Annotated in this window: 13 protein-coding genes; 12 read left to right on the forward strand and 1 reads right to left on the reverse strand. The window is 32.3% G+C overall.

Annotation, left to right across the window (positions count from 1 at the left end):
* Positions 1 to 432: 432 nt before the first annotated feature.
* Positions 433 to 1,074: a hypothetical protein gene (locus BUA03_RS13870; protein WP_066076122.1), complete on the reverse strand. Its 642-nt coding sequence runs from the start codon at positions 1,072 to 1,074 to the stop codon at positions 433 to 435.
* Between the two features lie 372 nt (positions 1,075 to 1,446).
* Between BUA03_RS13870 and BUA03_RS13875 the strand changes: the two genes are divergently transcribed.
* The 12 genes from BUA03_RS13875 to BUA03_RS13930 all read left to right on the forward strand — a co-directional run bounded on the left by BUA03_RS13875 (position 1,447) and on the right by BUA03_RS13930 (position 17,042).
* Positions 1,447 to 3,108, forward strand: coding sequence for a helix-turn-helix domain-containing protein (locus BUA03_RS13875; RefSeq protein WP_066076125.1), 1,662 nt, complete (start codon positions 1,447 to 1,449; stop codon positions 3,106 to 3,108).
* An 886-nt stretch (positions 3,109 to 3,994) separates the two neighbouring features.
* A complete protein-coding gene (locus BUA03_RS13880; RefSeq protein ID WP_066076127.1) occupies positions 3,995 to 4,282 on the forward strand; it encodes a helix-turn-helix domain-containing protein in 288 nt (95 codons plus the stop codon).
* 79 nt (positions 4,283 to 4,361) lie between these two features.
* Entirely contained in the window at positions 4,362 to 5,303 is a 942-nt protein-coding gene (locus BUA03_RS13885) for a transcriptional regulator (protein WP_066076129.1), read from the forward strand.
* A 199-nt stretch (positions 5,304 to 5,502) separates the two neighbouring features.
* Complete coding sequence (locus BUA03_RS13890; protein ID WP_139255671.1) at positions 5,503 to 6,126, forward strand: P-loop NTPase family protein; 624 nt, start codon at positions 5,503 to 5,505, stop codon at positions 6,124 to 6,126.
* A 201-nt stretch (positions 6,127 to 6,327) separates the two neighbouring features.
* A complete protein-coding gene (locus tag BUA03_RS13895) occupies positions 6,328 to 6,954 on the forward strand; it encodes a hypothetical protein (protein WP_066076360.1) in 627 nt (208 codons plus the stop codon).
* A 295-nt stretch (positions 6,955 to 7,249) separates the two neighbouring features.
* Positions 7,250 to 8,512 (forward strand): DUF2130 domain-containing protein, encoded by a 1,263-nt coding sequence (locus BUA03_RS13900; protein ID WP_066076133.1) that lies wholly within the window; start codon positions 7,250 to 7,252, stop codon positions 8,510 to 8,512.
* A gap of 45 nt (positions 8,513 to 8,557) precedes the next feature.
* The gene (locus tag BUA03_RS13905) at positions 8,558 to 10,198 is read left to right on the forward strand and encodes an AAA family ATPase (protein WP_066076136.1); all 1,641 of its coding nucleotides are present in this window, start codon (positions 8,558 to 8,560) and stop codon (positions 10,196 to 10,198) included.
* Complete coding sequence (locus tag BUA03_RS13910) at positions 10,195 to 11,148, forward strand: hypothetical protein (RefSeq protein WP_066076139.1); 954 nt, start codon at positions 10,195 to 10,197, stop codon at positions 11,146 to 11,148. Before BUA03_RS13905 ends, BUA03_RS13910 begins: the two co-directional genes overlap by 4 nt.
* Positions 11,149 to 11,219: 71 nt before the next feature.
* Entirely contained in the window at positions 11,220 to 12,959 is a 1,740-nt protein-coding gene (locus BUA03_RS13915; protein ID WP_066076142.1) for a type I restriction-modification system subunit M, read from the forward strand.
* Positions 12,959 to 14,215 carry a restriction endonuclease subunit S gene (locus tag BUA03_RS13920; protein ID WP_066076146.1) on the forward strand — a complete coding sequence of 419 codons (1,257 nt, stop codon included), beginning with the start codon at positions 12,959 to 12,961 and terminating at the stop codon, positions 14,213 to 14,215. Before BUA03_RS13915 ends, BUA03_RS13920 begins: the two co-directional genes overlap by 1 nt.
* Positions 14,216 to 14,264: 49 nt before the next feature.
* Positions 14,265 to 16,154, forward strand: a complete 1,890-nt coding sequence (locus tag BUA03_RS13925; RefSeq protein ID WP_066076149.1) for a phospholipase D-like domain-containing protein — start codon at positions 14,265 to 14,267, stop codon at positions 16,152 to 16,154.
* 15 nt (positions 16,155 to 16,169) lie between these two features.
* Complete coding sequence (locus BUA03_RS13930; protein WP_066076152.1) at positions 16,170 to 17,042, forward strand: hypothetical protein; 873 nt, start codon at positions 16,170 to 16,172, stop codon at positions 17,040 to 17,042.
* The last annotated feature ends 252 nt before the right edge of the window (positions 17,043 to 17,294 follow it).

A 17,294-nucleotide genomic window follows, 5' to 3' on the forward strand; every position in this document is an offset into this window, starting at 1 on the left:
GCGGAACAGAGTTTTGAAGTAGTTTTTGAGTTTTTAATTTTCAGGCTTGATTTTTTTGTTTCTTTTTTGATCAAGCAAAAAAGAAAAGAATAACTTCAAGAAAACCACTCGCCATTCAGTACCCTTAAACCCGCACTTAAATTAATAACGTCAAAAACAACATTTGAAATTAAAAGGAGGACAGCCAGTGGCTGTCAGGTAAATTACAAAAGACAGTTTCGTAAGTTTTGAATTTTCAGGCTTGATCTTTTATTTCTTTTGCATCAAGGCAAAAGAAAAGAATGTTCTCATGAAAACTACTCTCACTAAATATCCACTATTCGCAAACACGCCCTTAAATTAAAAGAGTCAAATGCAAAAAAAGGCTGCCCAATCTGGGCAGCCCTATTAACCTACTTATCTAAAAATAAAATTTCTGCTACAAATCAATAGCTAATACTTTTTTGATGAACTTACTTCTCTAAAAAGTATAGTCCAATCAGGATCTTTATTCTTTGGAGGTGTTATTGACTCTTCATAAGTTTCATACCGAACAACGGATGAATTCGTTAGGATAACTTCTTTATCCTTATCCGAAAACGTCTCACTAGTCAAAATACTCGCTTCATAATGGATTATAAAATCATATAGAACTTCATAGTGTTCTTCCGTTTTTGAAAGAAACAGCAAGGAATTAATAAACCGACTAAAACTTAATTTGGCTTCTACTGACACATCCCAATTAGCAATTATTTCAGACAAACTATCCGAAAGAATAACCAATACTTTGCTTGACGCTACAGAATTGGAATCACTACTCTTTACTTTGCTAGTTACACTTCCTTTACGTGAGATTTTCAAAATGGGGTAAGATCCTTGTTTATAAAGTGCTTGTCCTTCATCATCAAAGGGATTAGCGCTGTTGGCTGGGATTTCTACTCTACTTTTAGAATTTTTAGTAGCATTCGGCTCCGCCTTTTCAAAACCAGTGGGCAAATTCTCCTGAGAAGATAAAGAATCGGTACTACAAGACTGTAGGATAAACGAAATGGAATAGCACATTAAAATGGCTAGGAATAAAAATACTTTTTTCATTATTGTAAATGTTTTAAATGTTACTGACTACTTTTTTCATCAGTTCTTTTCACCCGGGGTAATGGGAACAGTGGTGATTTTGCTCATAACAAAACCATTTGAATTCAGGGCAAAACTAAATGTGTAGTCCGTAACACACAACGCTACTGCTGTTCAATTCGGGAATTTAATAGGTGTAATTCCCGAATTGATAACAGTAAATTCATAAACAATTTGTACATAATCAACAACTTAACATTCAAAAAATACATTTAGAGTTTCTCAGTGTTAATATTCTTTATATTGAAGTTTTTTAGCTACATTTATTCCTGATAAATACATGTCCCACTCCTTTATTTTATTTTTAAAACGCTGTAATCCCCATTTTAGAACATGAAAAAAAACTACTTAATCCTATTTTTATTTTATTTTTTTATCAGCTTAAACGCTCAAAAAAAGTTTATAATTCCAGATAGTCTCTCTAATAAAAGCTGTAACTATTTCAATGAAAAAATAAATTATAAGGAAAGTGATAGTTTAAAAGAGCGCTTATATGCACAGGCTTGGTTAGCTAAAGCCAAATCCGAAAGAAACGATACGCAAATGGCGCTCGCCTATAAATCCTTAATCTATAAATTCGATAAAAAACTCCGACACCTATATGCTGACAGTTCGGTTACTGCTGCTAAAAGAACAAACAGTGCTGAATTGATTGGATCCACTTACATGACAAAAGGAATAGTATATTATGATGATAAAGAGATGATGAAAGCATTGGATAATTACCTCATCGCCGAGGATTATATTTCCAAAACAAACGTCGATTATCTTATTTACAAATTAAAATATTGCAAAGCGCTAACTAAATATTATCTTGGATTTTATCACGAAGCAATAGCTTTATTCACAGAGTGCGTTACTTATTTTAAAGAGCAAAATGATCATGCCTATGTCAATTCATTATATTCATTGGGTCAATGCTATAGCAGAGTTAATAAATATCAATTAAGCAGTCAAATAAATCAAATAGGAATAAAAGCGTCAATTCAATTTGAAATTTTTAGAATGAAATCATACTTTCTATTTTCTGAAGGTATAAACCAATCTTTTAAACACAACTATGTTGATGCTATAAAAAAATTATCGTTGGCATTACCGGATATTAAGAGTAATAAAGATTTTGCCAATGAAACTCTTGCTTATTTTTATATTGGTAAAAATTATTGGTCTCAAAATCAAAAAGAAAAAGCGGTATTCTATTTCAAAAAAGTAGATATAATTTTCCAACAACAAAACTACATAAGTCCGGAATTAAGGGAGGCTTATGAACTACTAATTGATTATTCTCTAACTAAAAATGATAAAAAAGCACATTTACTTTACGTAGGACAACTCTTAAAAATAGATCGATTATTAGAACACAATTACAAATATCTTTCAGGAAAAATAACGAAAGTATACGATACCGAAAAACTACTTCAAACGCAACGTAATTTAGAAAACTCCAATAATTCCATAACTGTTATTGCCATTAGTACCACAGCAGTCTTGATATCAATAATTTCATTCCTTGTTTACAGACATTTTAGAGCTAAAAAATTATTTAAAGAGTTGATGAATCGCCAACCGGAAAAATCCAAATTATTTTTAGCAAACGGAAGCAAGGAAACCGAACTCGATATCAATCCCGAAGTAGTTGCTGCAATTCTAAAAAAATTGGAAAAATTCGAATTCAGTAAAAAGTATCTCGAAAAAGAGATGAATTTATTCAAATTGGCTTCTTTATTAAATACAAATACCAAATATGCTTCAAAAATAATTGCAAAATACCGTAACAAAGGAATCATAGAATATATCACTGATCTTAAGATTGAACATATCATAGAACTGCTTAAAAGTGACAATAAATACCGTAATTACAAAAACAAAGCACTAGGAGACGAAGCTGGGTTTGGTTCTACTCAAAACTTCACAAGAGCTTTTAAAACCCGTACAGGCATATCCCCTAGCTACTTCTGTACGGAATTAAACAAATCAGTATCCGTAAATACTTAAAAATATTTTTTTTATTGTGATTTTTATATACACAAAAAAACCTAGAAAAAATCAGCTCTAATCACTCATATAACCCTTTAGGTATAATTACTCAAAACGTCAGTTCGAGTGTTTTTTGTGGAGTAAAACGTAGCAAAAAATGTATCGAGAACCGTTTTTAATTCAAAATTATCTTATTTCCGAAACAATTTTCCAATTAAAATCACTCAAACTGACGAAAATTAGGACTAAAAACTAATTACAACCAACGGGCTTATTTATTTTTAAAACTACATATCATGGTAAAGATTTTACCGTTCACTTTAGGAAGTGTCCAGCACGACTACTACGGGCTTGACATTTAGAATTTAGCGAGCACCAATAAAAGTCAAGTGGTCTAATAGAAAAGAATCTCTTAAAGAAAACTATATTCTACCAACTATTCAAGACTCTTAAAAACGCCCTTATAATTTTATACCAAAAAATCACAGTGCTGATTTTTACTTTGGCCGGCGGGAGTAATCTAAGAGTCAAGTTATAGAGTAAAATCCAACTAAACTTCAACTTTTCCTCGCCCTTAAATAAAAAGCATAGAAAAACAACGAAGAAGAGAAATGGCAGCACTCCGCGAGTTGAGCCCATAGGGCGAACGGCTCGGGGTGCGGAATGGAACTTTGAGGTAGTTTTCAAGCTTTTTATTTTCAGGCTTGATTTTTTGTTTCTTTTGCATCAAGGCAAAAGAAAACATTAAATAAAACCCAAATAGTTATTATATTAAAAGAAGTCAATAAACACCGCCAATTAAAAACAAAAACTCATTTTTTTCTTTCACAACTTGTGAACCACTTGTGATATAAAAACATCCAAAACCTACACTTTTGCACCATAACAACTTAAAACACAAGTTATGGCAATCGAAATCCTTACCAAAGAAGACCTAAATCAATTTCACAAATCTCTTTTAGAAGATATTAAAGAAATACTTAAAGGCAAAAATGAGCAATCCAAAAAATGGTTAAAATCAACAGAAGTCAGAAAGCTTCTTAACATCTCCCCTGGTACGCTCCAAAACCTTCGCATTAATGGAACCTTAACGTATACTAAAATTGGTGGGACAGTGTATTACGACAATTCTGATATTGAAAAAGTACTAAACGGCAACAAAGTTAATGCGCTACCCACACTCTTCAAATAATGTTGTTGTGAGGGAAAAGAAAATCTCATTATCTAGCTAAAAGTCTTAATACTTAATACTCCAATCTTACTACTTCCGTATGAACTACATAAAACACTTAACCGGGTTTTTTGATAAAGTATCAAAAGACAAAATTCTCAATCCAACACACGTTAGTTTATACATTGCATTATTCCAATTCTGGAATTGCAATCGATTCAAAAACCCCATCAGTATTTCTCGTGATGAGGTGATGCGAATCAGCAAAATTAGTTCCAAAGCAACCTATCACAAATGCTTAAAAAACTTGCATTCTTTGGGCTACATCAATTACGAGCCATCGTATAATCCATTCAAAGGAAGTCAAGTATACCTATTTAATTTAGCTAATGAACTAAAACCAATGCCCAAAAGTGAAAGAAACACCAGTTCAAATACTGAACCTGTTTTTAAACTAGTTGATGAACAACTAGTGAACAAGTCTTGTACTAGTAGTGGTACAGGCACTGAACAAGCGCTAGTACCTTATATAAACAATACAAATAATACAAACAATCAAAACATTATAAAGATTGTAAACGGGAATGAGCAAGCACAAAATTTTCAAGATGGCGAATCATTTTTTAAAAAAGTAGATACTGAAATGCCTTTGGCATTCGCTGACACCAATAAAAATCAAACTGAAAGCGGTCAGCAAAAGAAAGAAAAAAAGTTGCGCGAAAAAAAGAAATCCTTTTCGGATTCAACGACACAGAAAATAAGCAAAAAAGAATTAGTCGGTAAAGAACCACCACCTTTCGAAGAAGTCAAAACATATTTCCTAGAACAAATCTTCCCAGAAATCGAAGCACAAAAATTCTTCAATTACTTCTCCAGCAATGGATGGCTAGTAGGCGGCAAAACCCCAATGGTCGACTGGAAAGCCGCAGCACAAAACTGGATGATAAACGCAAACAAATTTAACTCAAATGAACAAAATCAGCCAAACAGAGCAAAACACCTCAATACAACAATCGACAAAGACTATTCCGAGCCTTTGTAAGCCGTTCGTCAGTTCGAGTGATTTTATAAAATTGCGACAAGCTATTTTATAAAATTGTATCGAGAACCGCTTTAACCCATACTCACGATCTGAGCTTTAGAAAGGATAAGTTCTATGACAACTCAAAAGTAATTTTAAAAACGAAGCAACTCAAAGTCCTTATCCTTCGGAGATGGATTTAGGGTGAGGAAAAAATTAAATTATGCAAGAAATCAAGTCCCAATACAACTACGAACAAGTAATGCTTTGGCTCGAAAAAAAAGGCGGGGAATTATACGGAAATCATTTCAAAATCTTGGAAAGCGATCATCCCATAATCTACAAACTCATAGCCTATTTTCTCAAAGATCAACAAACTTGTTTTCAATTTAACATCAACCTCAACAAAGGAATAATGTTGAGCGGCCCAGTGGGCTGTGGTAAAACATCGCTAATGAACGTGATGAAATACCTCACCCCTATAGAACATAAATTTCATGTAAAACCCTGTCGGGATATCAGTTTCGAATTTATCCAGGATGGCTATGAGATTATCCACAAATACAGCAAAGGAAAGCTCTACGTATCTGAACCCAAAACAATTTGCTTTGATGACCTAGGAACAGAAAATAATCTTAAATACTTTGGCAACGAATGCAATGTAATGGCAGAAATACTATTATCTCGCTATGATTTATTCACTTCTAAAAAACTACAAACCCACATCACCACTAACCTATCAGCGTCCGAAATAGAAACTCATTACGGCAATCGAGTCCGCAGTCGATTACGCCAAATGATAAACTTAATTGCCTATGACAAAACCGCTAAAGACAAACGGTAATAGCTTAAAAATCACTTTCCATAAGTTTCCTTCAGCCCGGTTTATCCAGAACTTGTTTCGAGAAGTGTATTTCCTGTAGAACAACGAAACAAAAAATACTATCGTGAATCATAATAATTTCTCCGTCAGTTCGAGTGTTTTTTGTGCAGTGAAACGGAACAAAAAATGTATCGAGAACCATCATTAACTAAAAAACAAACCATGAAAAAAATCAACACCTTCTGGAACTGGTTCCAAGATAACAATCAAACCATCAAAAACCTTATCAATGAAACTCCTAAAAATCAAAAGCATATCGCATTTTGGATAAACAAAAACCTCAACTACTACTGCAGGGAAATTGACTTTATAATTGTCTTCCCAAAAAAAGAAAATAGCAAAGCAGAATTCATTATCACAGCCAATGGAAACAAAAACTATTTCCACGAGCTAATTACTTTAGTCGATAACGCTCCCCTACTAAACAGCTGGAAATTCACCGCCTTTATTCAACCAACAACTGAAATAGACAAAATGATGAAGGGCTTAGACGATCCTTACATTTTTCAAGACATTACTTTAAAAATTAGCGAACTCAAATTCAAACCAATTCTGTACGATGAAAACATTAAAAAGATGGACATTATGATTTTTCTCAAAAACTACAACCTCCTTTGTGATACCAAAACATTGAAACAGGCTATCTACGTTATTTTGCAAGAGTTACTGGGTGAAGAAAGATTACATCAAAAAATTAGTTTAGTCCAGTTAGCACAAATGACAAATAAGGAAGAGGACTTAATTCAGTTGTATGAATTACAACGGTATTTAGACTCTTTTTTAAAATAAGAAATATCACTAAAAGTGGGTATTGCCAAATACCCAGAATCCTCGTTCATTTACAATCGACCAACAAAAAAGACGTTAATAAACCCCAATGGGAATTAAAAAATGGTTCTGGCAGTATAACAATGAGGAAAACCGTAATGAAAAATAATGGAGAAAGTTTAATTTTGCTTGTATCATAGTTCTCTTATCTACAAAAGTGCAATGATAAATCAATTATGAAATCCAAAACTAACAATGCAGCAAGAATGCACACTTGGCTTATAAATTTGCAATGTAAACCAATAAAACTTATATCATGGCAGATCAAACTTCTATTACATGTCCAAATTGCGGAACTACTATCGATGTGAACGATATTCTAAAACACCAGTTAGAAGATAGTATCCGTAAAGAATTTCAGCAAAAAACAGCAGAACAGATTAAAGAGTTAACAACTAAAACGGAGGAGTTTGAACTGGCCAAATCCGAATTCGAAGCAAAGAAAAAGCAAGAAAATGAAATGTTTGCTGATCGCTTAGAAAAGGAAAAAAAGGTGGCTGAAAAAGTGATTACTGCCAAACTTAAATCCAAACTAGAAGAGGAGAGCAAAGAGCAAATTGCTGCTATGGAAAAAGAATTAGCTGAAAAATCAAATAAACTTTCTGATTTCAACAAAATGGTAGCAGAGAATGCCAAGTTGCAACGTGAAAAAATGGAAATGAAAGATACCATAGAAGCCGAATCCCAAAAGCAACTAAACGAAACGCTAACAGTTGAAAGAGAAAAAATTCGTAAGCAAGAGGAAGATAAAAACGAGTTAAAAATAAAAGAATACCAAAAACAAGCGGATGATCAGAAAAAATTAATTGAAGAAATGAAGCGCAAACAGGAACAAGGTTCTATGCAACTGCAAGGTGAAGTCTTGGAGTTGGCCATGGAAGAATGGTTAGCAGCTCAATTTCCTTTAGATACCATCGATGAAATTAAAAAAGGAACTTCCGGGGCTGATTGCTTACAAACGGTTAACACTAGAGAAATACAAAACTGCGGTACTATTTATTATGAAAGCAAACGTACCAAAGCCTTTCAGCCGGCTTGGATAGAAAAATTCAAGAATGATATTAGAGATAAAAAGGCTAATTTAGGCGTTTTGGTAACCGAGGTCATGCCTACAGATATGGATCGAATGGGAATGAAAGACGGAATCTGGATTTGTACTTTTGAAGAATTCAAGGGGTTAAGTTCAGTTTTACGCCAGTCGCTTATTCAAATTAGCCACGCAGTACAATCTCAGGAAAACAAAGGAGACAAAATGGTAATGCTTTATGACTTCCTTACTAGCAATGAGTTTCGTTTGCAGATTGAAGGAATAGTTGAAGGATTTACTCAAATGCAAACCGATTTGACCTTTGAAAAAAATGCTATGAAACGAATTTGGAACCAACGCGAAAAACAAATTAATAAAGTAATCAACAATACCCTTGGCATGTATGGTTCGATTCGTGGCATTGCTGGAAATGCGGTGCAAACTATAAAGGCCCTGGAGCTTGGGACTGAGGTTGATTTAATAGAAGAATAAATAGTATATTGCACGTAGATTTTAGCTACAAACTATTAGAATAAAATGGAAAAAATTACAATAAGCAACTTCAGAAAGGTTAAAGAAACCTGGGAACTCAATCTCGCTCCTATTACATTTTTAACTGGAACAAATAACTCTGGTAAATCAAGTGTAATGAAAGCATTGATGTTACTGGATGGTTTTGGTAATTCTAAAAACCATTTTGAATTAAATTTTAATTCGAAACATGCTACAAATCACAAAGTTGATTGTTTTTCTAATGCTATAAACAGGCAAAATTTTAAAGAAAAACTTTGGGATATTCATTTTTCGATTGAAAATAATGATTATTTTATTGATTACCATTTTTATCCCTTGGAAAGCCTTGACGATAGATTTGAAAAAGGTAAACTTAAATCTATAAAGTTTACTAGTAAACACGACAATTCAATATTCATCATATCTAATTTAGCTGGCGATGAATATCAATTAACAATAGACAATAGTTTTATTCGGTTTAGAAATAATCACTCTGATATTTCAGATGATGAGGAAGATGAAATTACAAAATTGCAAGAAATTTTACTTGAAAATGAAAAGGAATTAGAAAAATTGCAAGCTTCAATTAAAATCATAAAAGATGAGTCAATTCTTACTGGTTATCCAAAATATTTGAAAACTCCTTCAGTGGAAGAGAAAATAAAAAGGGTAGAATTAAACATAAGAATAGTTAACAAAAAATTAAAAGCATTAGAAAGCAATAAAAAAGGGGACGATCAACAATTTAATCCTATTTTTAATCTAAATGATTTTGAAGGATCTGAATCTATCGACAAAGTACTACGTAGAACATTAAGTAGATATTTTAGAGAAAATGAAAAAGAAATTGGCTTAATCAACAACAATAGAGAGATGGCTAGAATTTTAAATCTTTCAGATATAATTGTTGATGCACTGAAACTTAACATCTCCCATTTAACCCCTAATCGCAATACACAAACCCGTTTGTATGTAAACGACAGTAGAAACAATGATATTTATGATATCATTAAAAGTTTATCTGAAAACCCAATTAGAAAAAAAAGTAAAGCAGATGATTTTATTAAACGTTGGATGTCAAAAAATTTCTTTGATATTGGGGAAGACTACAATATTAAACCCATTGAAGGTTTGGCCTCTAAAATAGAAATAAAAGAAAATGGCGATTGGATTAACCTTGTAGATAAAGGCTTTGGAGCAGGACAAATCTTCACCATTTTACTTCGTATTGCTGATGTGATCAACGAAGAAAATCTCTTGAAGAATCAAAAAAGAACTAGAAGATTCCGAACTACAACTCCCTTAATACTTATTGAAGAACCAGAAGCTAATTTGCATCCAGCGTTTCAATCCAAATTAGCAGAATTATTTTTTGAAACATGGAAAGAATTTGGAATTCAATTTATTGTAGAAACGCATTCAGAATACATAATTAGAAATTCACAATTACTTTTTCTAAATTATTCTAATCCTGACGATAGTTTATTTCCCGCGATGCAAATACAGCACAATCCCTTCGTAGTCTATTATTTTGATAAAGACGGACCTTATGAAATGAAATATGAAAATGACGGTAGTTTCAACAAACCGTTTGGAGAAGGATTTTTAGATGTTGTTGATGATATTGCATTAGAAATTTTTCTAAAAAACAATAAGCAATCATGAAACCACGTATCTACTTAGAAGATAATTTTTTTAATGCATTTAATAATTATCAAGTAAGCCAAAATATTCTTGAAAGCGATAACAAAACAGAAAATAAAAATCGGCTAATTGATGTTTTAAAAAACTCTGAAATTCATCTTCCAATATCTGAAAGAGAAGTAATCAAAATTCATAAAAAATTAAGACAGAATTATGTTCCAACCGATTTTAGAGAATATTATATATTTCTTGCTGTTAAAAATAACAGATTAAAACTAGGTCCAATCAATGGAAACAAACCATACTCTTTATTTTTATTAGATAAATGCGATGCTGATATTTTAAGTTTTAATGAATTAAACAACTCAATTAGTGCAGGAGTTAATTACAATTTTGAAGATCCATTAATCCCAAAATCTTTTGCTAGTAAGATTGTTGATAAAGAAATGAATGGAATTGTCGTAATCAAACACCGATGCAAAAATGTGTTGATTATTGATCCTTATTTATTTGAAGACCAAGATAAAATGGAACCAAAAATACCTAATTTAATAAAGTTGTTAAATGAATTGTATTTAAATAATAGTAATGCAACTTGCCATTTATCGCTTTTAGTAAACAATTTAAATAATGATAATCAAGTTATTGCCAAAACAAATTTACTTATAGCTGGAGTTAATAATCCAAATCTAGTTATAAGCGTTTATGCTCACAAAAAAAATCTTTTTGATAATAATAGGCATATCATGACAGATTATTCGATAATTGATTTACAACATATTTTTGATAGGGATAATGCGTCAATTTCATGCGATTTTTTATACGATCATAACATTAAAGATAGCTTCCAAAGAATAAATAAACTCTTAGAAAATATTAGAGATAAATATAATGCGGTACCGACTAAAATAGGATTAATAACTAATAAGTTTGGCAATATACTGGAAAATGGTTTATTTGAAGAATTATAACTTTCTAAAACCACCGCACTAAACCCGCACACCAACACCTTACATTTGCGTAACAAAATTTAAAACAAAACATGAGTACCAATAATAACAAAAAAGTAGAAGTAGGATTCATTTGGCAAATCACCGACGATGTATTGCGGGATGCCTTCAAGAAAAATGAAATTGGTGATGTTGTGCTTCCTTTTGTAGTCATCCGTCGATTGGATTGTATTTTGGATGGGGTGAACGAAAACGTTCGTTCTACCCACCAAAATTTCAAAGACAAAGTAGCCGACGATAAACTAGACCCTATTTTGCGTAAAGCAGCGGGTGGCTTAAAATTTTATAACACTTCTAATCATACGTTGCATTCCCTAAAGGATGATGCTCGTAATATCGAAATCAATTTCAACAATTACCTTAACGGCTTCAATCAAGAAGTACGTGATATTTTAGAAAACTTTCAGTTTGATAAAATCGTAGGACGTTTGATCAAAAATAAACTGCTGTATGAAATGATTGATGCGATATGCAAGATTGATATGCATACCGATAAAATCGACAATCACGGCATGGGTTATGTGTTCGAAGAATTGATTAGAATCTCAAACGAGCAATCCAATGAAACCGCTGGAGAGCACTTTACCCCTAGAGATGTAATTGCGTTGATGAATGCCATTATGTTTGCAAATGAAAAAGCCGAATTATCACAACTAGGAATCATCCGCACGATTTTTGACCCAGCTTGTGGTACAGGTGGTATGGTGAATCTTGGAAAAAAATATATTTTAGATACACTACTGGCAGAACAAGCCAAAAAACCTTCGATTCAAACCTACGGGCAAGAACTCAATGAGCAATCGTATGCAATTGCCAAATCTGAGGCTTTGATTACAGGTGAAGAGTCAAATAACGTGAAACACGGAAACTCTTTCTCTGAAGACCAGTTTCCAGGAAAGCATTTTCACTATATGATGGCAAATCCTCCTTACGGTGTTACGTGGAAAAAAGACCAAAACTTTATTACCAACGAATCACTCAACCCAGCAGGGCGTTTTTATGCGGGTTTACCACGTAGTTCTGACGGTCAATTATTATTCTTACAACACATGATTTCCAAAATGGAACGCGAAGGCAGTCGCATTGCAGTTGTAACTAATGGTTCTCCTCTATTTACTGGTGATGCTGGTAGTGGCGAAAGCGATATCCGTAAATGGATTATCGAGAATGACTGGTTAGAATGTATTGTGGCTTTGCCAAAGGACATGTTCTACAATACTGGAATTAACACCTACATATGGTTCTTGACCAATAAGAAAGAAAAGCAACGCAAAGGAAAAGTGCAATTAATAAATGCAGTCGATTTTTGTCGTTCGAATAAAAAAAGTTTAGGGAACAAGCGTAATGAAATTACCGACAACCATATTGCCCAAATTTTAGAATTATATACTGAATTCTCGTCGACCAAAGACTCCAAAATCTTTGACAACGACCATTTTGGTTTTTACCAACTCACGGTAGAACAGCCTTTGTACGATGCCAAAGGCAAGAAACAATTGGACAAAAATAAAAATCCAAAAGCCGACAGCAAAAAACGAGACAAAGAAAACGTGCCTATAGGTTCTGATATTGAAAAATACTTTGAAAAAGAAGTACTGCCTCATGTACCCGATGCTTGGATAGATTTTGACAAAACACGTCTTGGTTACGAGATAAACTTTACCAAGAATTTTTACGAATATAAAGGACTGCGCGCAGCGGCAGCAGTAAAAACCGAAATTCAAACTTTGGAGGGTGATATTACCAGTTTATTAAAAGAATTATTAGCCTAATGAAGAGTTACGAAAATTATAAAACCACTGATATAACTTGGTATCCAGAAATTCCAAAAAATTGGGATTATTGTAAAGTTAAGCATGTTGCTAACACTTATGCAGGAGGAACTCCATCTACAGTTGTTGAAAGTTATTGGGAAAAGGGAGAAATTCCATGGCTTCCGTCAGGAAAATTACAAAATTGTGAAATTACCACTGCGGAGAAATTTATTTCTGAAGAAGGGTTAATTAATAGTTCGGCAAAGTGGATTAAACCAAATACAGTATTAATCGCCTTAACTGGTGCAACTTGTGCAAACATTGGTTATCTAACTTTTCAAGCTTGTGCAAATCAATCAGTTGTTGCAATTGATGAAAATCTAAGTAAAGCAAATAGTAGATACTTGTATTATATGTTTTTAAATATGAGAAGTCAAATTTTGACACACCAAACCGGCGGCGCTCAAGCAGGCGTTAATGATGGTGATGTTAAAAATCTATATTTACTAAAACCTTCAGTCCAAGAACAAACCCAAATAGCCACTTTCCTAGACTACAAAACCAATCTTATCGATGCAATTATCGAAAAGAAAAAACAGCTTATTACTTTACTCAAAGAAAAACGCCAAGCCGTAATTAACGAAGCCGTGACCAAAGGACTCAAACGAAACGCTAAAATGAAAAATAGCGGTGTGGATTGGTTGGGTGATATTCCGGAGCATTGGGGTGTTGTGAAACTAAAACATATTGTGGTAATGAAAAGTGGCAACTTCATTTCTGCAGAAATAATAGAAGAAGAAGGAACTTACCCTGTTTATGGTGGAAATGGAGTAAGAGGTTTTATTTCTGAATATAATCAAGATGGTTATTTTCCACTTATTGGTAGACAAGGAAATTTATGTGGGAATATAAATTATGCTGCTGGAAGATTTTGGGCTACTGAACATGCAGTTGTGGTATCCTCAATGAAAGAACTGAATGTTTTTTGGCTTGGAGAACTTTTAAGATTAATGAATCTTAATCAATATTCTCAAGCTTCAGCACAACCTGGGTTATCAGTTGAAAAAATATTAAACCTTCAAATTCCTTTTCCTAGTTTCGACGAACAAAATTCTATTGGAATTAAATTAACTGAAATTTTAGAGAAGAACGATTCGCTTTCCAACAAAATAAAAGATCAGATTAAAAACCTCCAAACTTATCGTCAGTCATTAATTTCGGAAGCGGTTACTGGTAAAATTGATGTTAGAGATTGGGTGGAGCCAAAAAAATAGATAAGAATGAAAATGGACATAATACCTACCAAAATTAAAACAAAATAATATGAGCGACCTAATTACAAATGGAACGGAGATAAAGCAAAGAATTATTTCTGAAATTAATAATGCACGGCAATGCATCTATCTTGCAATGGCATATTTTACTGACAGAGAAATTGCAATGGCTATTGTTGAAGCAAATAATCGCAAGGTGGTAGTCGATATTATCTTGTCTTCAAATGCTCAAAACGAAACTGTTAAATTAATGCTTAAAGGTGCTGGTATTAGTGTTCATGCATTTGACACGGGTGACACTCGTGGAATAATGCATCATAAATTTTGTTTAATTGACAGTAAAATATCAATTAATGGTTCCTATAACTACTCTTTGAATGCAAGCAATAACAATGTTGAGAACATTCAAGTTTCAGATGATATTGCTATCTATTCCCAATTCTTGTCAGAGTTTGAACGCCTAAAATATAATATTGATCATAAAATAGCGGTTAGCGAACAATCTATTATGTCCGAAACCACAATCCCAGAAGCCCAACCTATGAATATTATCGATACCTTTTCAAAACAGCTTCATAGTTTAGTATATTCTGCTGCTCAAATTGATACTGAAAAATACAAAGCTGATGGCTACGAAAAATCGAGAGAAAACAAAGGTAATATCGATATTTTTAGAACAGAGTACAATACTATCAAAGAGCGAATAAGAACTTATGCTACAGACGAAGGACTTGGAAATATTAAAAATGTTTTAGCTTCGAACATTTCAATTGCTTATGAAAGCAACAAAACAAACCTAGAAAATGAAAAACAAGAAAAAATTAGTGTCGCAAAAAGAGATAATGAACTTGAAAACAAACAATTAAATATAAAAATTGAGGATTTAAAACAGGAAAAATCAATTTTTGAATCAGGAAATCCAAATACAGGCCAAAAAGGATTGCTGCAAATTAATAAGGATATTGAAAAAAATAAACTAGAAAGAAACAATCTGGAACAAACTTTTATAATTAAAAAATTCTGGAGTGTTGGAACTATTTTTATTTTAATAGCTCTCACCATATTTGCTTTTTATTTGTCTATATTTTTTGCTTCAGCAGTTTACAAAGTGTTTTTTGAAGGAAATTTAATTCGTAAATCATTAGAAGCGGGTATAAATCCGGGTCTTCCACAACTTGTAGATGCAAACGCAATAACTAAAATATTTAAACTCCAAGGGCCATTATTCGGCTTTGTTGCTAGCTTGTTTTTTTTAATTCCCGTACTACTGTCCAATTTAAAATTACTAGGTAGTACTAATAAATGGGTTAATGGAGCAATGTTTTGGATAGGTTTAGTAGTATTTGATATTTTAGTTTCAACTATGGTAGCTATTAACACAGATGAAATAAAATCGTTACTAGTCGGCGAAGTGTCCACAATGCAATTGTGGGAGGTAGTAAAACATGGTGAATTTTGGTTGATATTTGTTTTTGGTATGTTTCCACTTTTTTTAACACATTTCTTAATTGATAACATAAGTAACGCTTATAAAAATTCAAGAAGAGAAATTGTTGACGCTGAAAAAAACAGGAAGATTCAAATATTGGATATGGAAATGATTGAACTCAATGCTGATAAAGAAATCATCACTAATCTATTAAAAGAAAAAAACATTGAAATTGAAAGTCTTAATGACAAACGTATTCGAATTGAAACGGATATCAATACCATTCAAACACAAATTGAAGCTAAATATTCAGAATTACAAAAGCAAATTAAAGCTATTTTTGATGACTTTAGTGCAAGAATAACAAGTGGTCAATTATTTACAGATGTGATTTTGAGTAGTGTAATCTCCGCATATAAATCTGGTTTTATAGAATTTCTTCCTGAATTTTACGCATCTAATGAAGTGGGTTACAGAGTTAAAGAAATTGACCAAGCTTCTAATAATTAATTTATTTTTAATATCATGTACAAATCTTTTTATACACTTTTGGGATTAATTGTATTAGCCTCTTGTGGCTCTGAACCCCAAAATAAAAAATTGACATATCAAAATATAGTTATTATATCAGATATGTCCAGTCGCATTGACAATAAACCCAACAAGGATATTGTAGAAATTAAAAATTTAATATCCTATTTTAAAAATGAGTGTGTAAAACCTGGTGAAAAAATTGGAGACAAATCATCCATTTACTACACTTCTTTTTCTGACAAAATGATAGCGTCAATTGATATTGATAAAATCAGTGGTCTTGGAGCAAAACAACAATTTATTAATTCAACTGGTGAATATAAAAATAAAGGTTTGAATCAGCAGCTTAGAGATTTTGAAAATAAAGTAAATTCATCCTACACTACAATAAGAAATCAAGGCCTTGATTTAATAAGTATTTTGATTGAAAAAAATCAAAATGATGGCATCGTCAAAAAAGAAACGTTTTTAACAGATGGTGTTGACACTACATATATAAATTATGATAATCATATCTATATCTTCACAGATGGATACTTAGAATATTTTAATAAAAAAGGCAATAGTCAATTCTATTTTGGTAGTCCCGAAATTGAAAAAGTAAGAGCGTATTGTATAGCTAATAAAACAGACATTAAAACTGCTCTTGAAAAAGATAAATCATTGTGTTTACAACCAATAAAAGCAGAAAATAATAAATTTACTAATTTACATATTTATGAAACGCATGAGAGAGATAAAGATGATAAAATGCTAAATTATAAACACATGCAAGGTCAAAGAGATAATGAGATTCTCGAAGCTGTATGGCGTAAATGGTCCCTAGAGAGCGGTTTTAAAAGTTTAGAATGGAAAAAATATTAGGATTTTAAAAGTAATTTCTACTCTTTTATATTTAAAAAAATAGCTGACGGCACGCAAGTAAATTGGATTTGAATAACATTGGATCATAAATAGAAAAACTCCAAGCCTATCGTTAATTTCTGAGGAGGTAAAATAGTTATGAAATGGCAACAAGTTAAAAACTAAATATATAGAAAAATGCATCGTTAAAGAAAATGGATGCCGTGTTATAGGTTTAATCGACGAGTAAGATGTAGTATTAGTCGATTGAAA

It is taken from the genome of Flavobacterium fryxellicola (assembly GCF_900143245.1).
In the GTDB taxonomy this organism is placed as follows: Bacteria; Bacteroidota; Bacteroidia; order Flavobacteriales; family Flavobacteriaceae; genus Flavobacterium; species Flavobacterium fryxellicola.

Bases quoted from the DNA above. Each gene is read 5' to 3' on its own strand.
- BUA03_RS13915 (WP_066076142.1), top strand. From the start codon at position 11,220: ATGAGTACCAATAATAACAAAAAAGTAGAAGTAGGATTCATTTGGCAA.
- BUA03_RS13885 (WP_066076129.1), top strand. From the start codon at position 4,362: ATGAACTACATAAAACACTTAACCGGGTTTTTTGATAAAGTATCAAAA.
- BUA03_RS13875 (WP_066076125.1), top strand. From the start codon at position 1,447: ATGAAAAAAAACTACTTAATCCTATTTTTATTTTATTTTTTTATCAGC.
- BUA03_RS13895 (WP_066076360.1), top strand. From the start codon at position 6,328: ATGAAAAAAATCAACACCTTCTGGAACTGGTTCCAAGATAACAATCAA.
- BUA03_RS13920 (WP_066076146.1), top strand. From the start codon at position 12,959: ATGAAGAGTTACGAAAATTATAAAACCACTGATATAACTTGGTATCCA.
- BUA03_RS13900 (WP_066076133.1), top strand. From the start codon at position 7,250: ATGGCAGATCAAACTTCTATTACATGTCCAAATTGCGGAACTACTATC.
- BUA03_RS13925 (WP_066076149.1), top strand. From the start codon at position 14,265: ATGAGCGACCTAATTACAAATGGAACGGAGATAAAGCAAAGAATTATT.
- BUA03_RS13870 (WP_066076122.1), bottom strand. From the start codon at position 1,074: ATGAAAAAAGTATTTTTATTCCTAGCCATTTTAATGTGCTATTCCATT.
- BUA03_RS13930 (WP_066076152.1), top strand. From the start codon at position 16,170: ATGTACAAATCTTTTTATACACTTTTGGGATTAATTGTATTAGCCTCT.
- BUA03_RS13880 (WP_066076127.1), top strand. From the start codon at position 3,995: ATGGCAATCGAAATCCTTACCAAAGAAGACCTAAATCAATTTCACAAA.
- BUA03_RS13910 (WP_066076139.1), top strand. From the start codon at position 10,195: ATGAAACCACGTATCTACTTAGAAGATAATTTTTTTAATGCATTTAAT.
- BUA03_RS13905 (WP_066076136.1), top strand. From the start codon at position 8,558: ATGGAAAAAATTACAATAAGCAACTTCAGAAAGGTTAAAGAAACCTGG.